3 protein-coding genes are annotated in these 5,475 nt (G+C 39.1%); 1 reads left to right on the top strand and 2 read right to left on the bottom strand.

The features are described from left to right. Window positions 1-806: AMP-binding enzyme (locus AC1DPQ_RS16240; protein WP_477610249.1), on the top strand; the 806-nt coding region annotated here is incomplete at its 5' end. A gap of 63 nt (window positions 807-869) precedes the next feature. On the opposite strand, the gene AC1DPQ_RS16245 is transcribed toward AC1DPQ_RS16240, so the two are convergent. Beyond that, the gene (locus AC1DPQ_RS16245; protein WP_477581652.1) at window positions 870-2,249 is read right to left on the bottom strand and encodes a RagB/SusD family nutrient uptake outer membrane protein; all 1,380 of its coding nucleotides are present in this window, start codon (window positions 2,247-2,249) and stop codon (window positions 870-872) included. Window positions 2,250-2,265: 16 nt separating this feature from the next. After that, the gene (locus tag AC1DPQ_RS16250; RefSeq protein ID WP_477581654.1) at window positions 2,266-5,355 is read right to left on the bottom strand and encodes a SusC/RagA family TonB-linked outer membrane protein; all 3,090 of its coding nucleotides are present in this window, start codon (window positions 5,353-5,355) and stop codon (window positions 2,266-2,268) included. Between the last annotated feature and the right edge of the window lie 120 nt (window positions 5,356-5,475).

Genomic DNA, 5,475 nt, shown 5'->3' on the forward strand with positions numbered 1-5,475 from the left:
GTAGGAGAGCCGTAGGAGAGCCGATCAACGAAGAAGCTTGGCATTGGTTCGATGAGAAAATCGGGCACGGTAAAGCGCCTATTGTTGATACCTGGTGGCAAACGGAAACGGGAGGCATTATGATTTCGCCTATTGCTACGGTAACACCAACCAAACCAAGTTTTGCTACATTGCCTTTACCAGGAATTCAGCCAATTTTAGTTGATGAAAATGGTAATGAAATTGAAGGAAATGGTGTAATGGGAAATCTTTGTATCAAATTCCCCTGGCCGGGCATGTTGCGTACCACATACGGCGATCACGAACGTTGCAAACAGACTTATTTCTCTACTTACGAGAATTTATATTTTACAGGCGACGGCTGTTTACGTGATGAAGATGGTTATTATCGAATCACAGGCCGTGTTGATGATGTATTAAATGTTTCTGGACATAGAATTGGTACCGCTGAAGTAGAAAATGCCATTAATATGCACGCTGGTGTGGTAGAAAGTGCGGTTGTGGGTTATCCGCATGATGTAAAAGGCCAGGGCATTTACGCTTTTGTAATTTACCCTGAAATGCATGGCGAAGCAGAATTATCTAAAAAAGATATTTTACAAACGGTTACCCGTGTAATTGGGGCGATTGCCAAGCCTGATAAAATATTGTTTGTTTCTGGTTTACCCAAAACACGCTCGGGCAAAATTATGCGTAGAATTCTGCGTAAAATTGCCGAAGGAGATACCACTAATTTAGGCGATACTTCTACGCTGCTTGATCCAGGCGTGGTAGAAGAAATTATAGCAGCAGCAAAAAAACTTTAAATTTAAATGAAAGATAAAAAAAATGCCCCAAATTTTTTGGGGCATTTTTGTTGATATGTAATTTTAATAACCTGGGTTTTGAACCAAGTTTTTGTTTGCATCAATTTCACGTTGTGGAATTGGGAAAACCAATCTGGTAGAGTTCCAGGGTATGTTTCCAATATTGGTTTGCGTTCTTTTAGCATCGTGTAATGAAAAGCCTTCAAAAGCAAATTCAAGTTTCCTTTCATTTAGAATATTTGCCAGGGTAGCGGTTAGTGTTGTTAAGCCAGCCCTGCTTCTAACGGTGGTTAAATCTTGTAGTGGTGTAACGCCTCCAATAGGAGCAGCCGGAGCTAAGCGTGCATTAGATTCTGCCCTGATTAAATACATTTCTGCCAGCCTGATTACGGGAACATTTCCGAACTGATTTCCAAATTTCGCCGTAAAAATATCGTCATCATCGTAAAAAGCATTAGCCCTATCGTCGCCTGCACTATAAGTTGCGTCAATCCAATCTTGCGAAATTACCGCATCTCCACGGCCACCAAATGTAGATGAACCATAAAATTCATTAAAACCGTTAAATCCGGTTAAAGTTGTTACCTGCATAGCGAAAACATCTTCCGTCGAATTTTCTCCGGGTTTTGCAGGTTTTCCACTTTCTGGCATTTTAGGAAAAGCATCCAGGTAGGTCCCTGTTAACTGATAATTTCCTGAAGTAATTACCCGGTTTGCAGCAGAAGCGGCAGCACTATAATTGCCCATTTGTAAATACAACCTGGCTAACATTGCTGCAGCCGAAGATTTAGTGGCAAAGAAACTGTTGGTTGCAGGCAATTTAGCCTCAGCATCGGTTAAATCAGCTATGGCCTGATTATAAACCGCCGCTACTGTAGCCCTGCTTACATAACTTGATTCATTTACAATGCTGGTAGGGCTTAATACGATCGGTACACCCAGGTTTGTACTTGCCGAACCATCGTTATAGGCTTTTCCAAATAACCTAACCAACTCAAAATAGGCTGCACCCCTAATAAATTTGGCTTCACCTTCAACTCTACTCTTTTTAGCAGCATCTACTTTATCTATAGCTGCAATAACATTATTGGCATCATTAATTGCGGTATAGCCTGATGCCCAAACGTTATCAACAAAAGTATTTGTTTTTAGTAACGACTTGTTTATCGCCTGGGTTAGTTCTTCATACGTGCCGAACCATTCAATGGCATCAGTATTCGCTAAGAAATCAGTTATCAAAAACGAACGGCCACCGAAAAAATTACGGCTGCCAAGATCTGAATAGGCTCCAATTAGCGCTCCTTCAACATCTTTAGAGGTAAGCAAAGCATTTTTTTGCTCAATGGTATCAACAGGATTTACATCCAGTGCCTTTTTGCATGATGATAAAGCCATCAAAAACACGCAAGCAAATATGATATTATTTATATATGTCTTTTTCATTTTGATTCTTTTTTAATTATAGGCCAATGTTAATACCCAATGAAATTACCCGTGGTTGTGGTGCTGAGTAAAAATCTACGCCCTGATTAATGTTTGTCGATTGATAATCTGCATTAACCTCCGGGTCCCATCCTTTGTAACCGGTTATGGTAAGCAGGTTTTGCGCCGTAGCATATAACCTTAATTTGCTTAACTTAATTTTGGTTAACACCGAAACTGGAAAAGTATAGCCAAGCGTTAATGTTTTTAAGCGGACATAAGAACCATCAGATAAATATCTTGTTGAGTTTCCGATACCATTACCTGCAAACAGACGGGGCTCCGGAACAGATGTAACATCACCCGGTTTATCCCAATAGCTCATTTGATCTACAGTTTGGTTATCATAGCCGTTTGATGCGTTGGCGCTCATATACTGGCCGCCAGCATTGAAAATTTTATTGCTCTTTACACCTTGAAAAAATATACCTAAATCGAAATTCTTGTATGAAAAAGTGTTGTTTAAGCCAAATGTATATTTAGGATTAGGGTTGCCTGCAAAAATCCGTTGTGCATCGTTAATGTTATTTGTTGTACTCCTGTCTACATTGCCATTTGCATCAACTGTGTTTTTGTAATAAATCGCATCACCATTAGCCGGATTTACCCCAGCATATTCCGGGATGTAAAATACGCCGATCGGTTGCCCTGAAATAGCCGCATTTATTTCATTGCTATTTAAAATCTGCCCTCCTAAATTTGTAATCTTATTGTTGTTAATTGCTCCTGTTATTGCTGTTGACCATTTAAACGCGCCTACAAAATTTTCTGTATTGATGCCCAATTCAAACCCGGTATTTTTTAATGAACCTAAATTTTGGGTTTTAGTAGAGAAACCTGTTGTTTGCGGGATAGGCACATCTAATAATAAATCGGTGGTATTTTTTTGATAAAAATCAAAAATTCCTGTAATTCTATTCTTTAAAATACCAAAATCAAAGCCGATATCGAGTTGTTTCGTTTTTTCCCATGTTAAGTCCGGATTGGCTATTCGCGAAGGAATCTGCCCAGGCAAACCACCATATGCCCCTGTTCCGGCGAATAAACCACGGGCAGAATAATTACCAATTTCGGCATTACCCGTTAAACCATAACTTGCCCTAAATTTTAACAAACTGATGGTTTCACTTTGTTTTAAGAAATCTTCTTCAGATGCAATCCAAGCCACTGAACCTGCCGGGAAATACCCATATCTATTATTGGTTCCAAAACGTGATGAACCATCAGCCCTTACACTAAAACCTACTAAATAACGGTCGTTGTATTTATAATTGGCCCTAAAGAAATAAGACAGAAAGCTAAAAGCACCCTCATTACTGGTTGCAATCACTTTTGTTGCAGCAGAACCTAATTTAATGTAAGAATCACTTGGGAAATCCTGTCCTTCAATGGTGCTGTACTTGGTGGTTGATTTTTGATAACTTGTACCCAAAATAACATCAAAAGCACTTTTGCCGATAGTTGTATTATAACTGAAGAAATTATTGGTGTTGGCATTAATTACAAAAGTTGAAATATTTTGCCCGTAGCCATTTGAAGTACCAGTATTTCTAAAAGTTAATGAACCATAATAACTTTCTTCGTTTTGATTTAAGTTATCAATAGAAAAATCAGTGCTGAATTTTAATCCCTTAGCAATGTTGATATTCGCAAAAGCTTTGCCAATTGTTCGGTACACTGTTGCTTTATAAAAAGCATTATCGACACTAATGAATGGATTGTAATATACTGGATAATTTGAAGCGGCTCCAGGTAAAGTTCCACTTATTAAACCCGACCTTGGATCTATAAAAGGCGTAATAGGAGAGAGTGCTACAGATTGTAGCGGACTTGAAAAGGCATTATCATTTGATAGCCTGTTATTAATACTATTTGAAAAATTAAGGTTAATACCCACTTCTAAAAAATCAGTTACTTTATTGGTCAGGTTTAACCGGCCGCTGTAGCGTTTATAACTGTTGCCTATCACAATTCCTTGTTGATCTAAGGCCTGGCCACCGATATAAAATTTCGTTTTTTCATTTCCCCCTGTTAAATTAAGGTCGTATTGTTGCGTAACAGGTTTATCCTGAAAAGAAGCAGCTTCCCAGTTAGAATTTACTTTATAAGTTTGATAATCGTTGTTACCAGCAGAATACCGGTTTAAACGTGCCTCTACACTTGCGCTATAATCATCTAATGCTTCTTGCAGGGTTGCATAATCTCCATTGAGAAAATCCTGATTCGCCTGGCCCTGCCCAGCTCTTCGCTCTATTTGAACGTACTGTTCTGCGTTTAAAAAATCCCTATGGTTAGAAGGTGAGCTTACACCACCCAGTGCATTAAACTGGATAAGTGTTTTGCCTGCCTTACCTTGTTTGGTTGTGATCAATACCACGCCATTTGAAGCTCTTGCACCATAAATTGCCGATGCCGATGCATCCTTTAATACTTCTATAGATTCGATATCATTGGTGTTTATATCTGCCAGAGCACTCGTAGGCGCAGTAGTACTCGAAAAATCTCCCGAGGTAATTGGTATTCCATCAACAATGTACAGCGGCTCGCTACCTGCAGTTACTGATGCAGCGCCCCTTACCCTTACCGTTATTCCCTGCCCTAATTTTCCATTTTGAGCGGCAATCTGAACACCTGCTGCTTTTCCTTGTAAGGCCTGTTCAAAACTTGTTACAGGTAAGTTTTCCAGGTCTTTAGATTTAACAGAGGCTACAGATCCTGTCACATCGCGTTTATTCTGCGTTCCATAACCCACCACCACCACATCTGATAGTGTATTGTTTTCCTCATCAAGGTTTACATTGATGCTTTGCCCTGTAATAGGCACTTCTTTGGTTTTGTAACCAATAAAGCTAAAAACAAGTGTTTTGGCATCATCCGAAACGGTTAATTTAAAGGCGCCCGAGGCATCACTCTGTGTGCCATTAGCTGGTGAGCCTTTTACAAATACGCTAACGCCCGGAATTGGTCCGGAGGTAGACGTAACTTTCCCGGTAATCACTTTGCTTTGTGCGAAAGCAAATGAAATTGCACCGAGATACAAAAGCATACTTAAGAGTAGTTTTTTCATCAAATTGGTAGTTTTAGTTAGTAATGTTTAATAGTTCGTAGAAACGAATTTTAATATAATTAAAAATTTTTATAAAACCTGCTGTAGTTAAGCGAAATTGGATCGTTGTTTGGTTTTTTG

Source organism: Pedobacter sp. 01T416_2 (genome assembly GCF_056398925.1).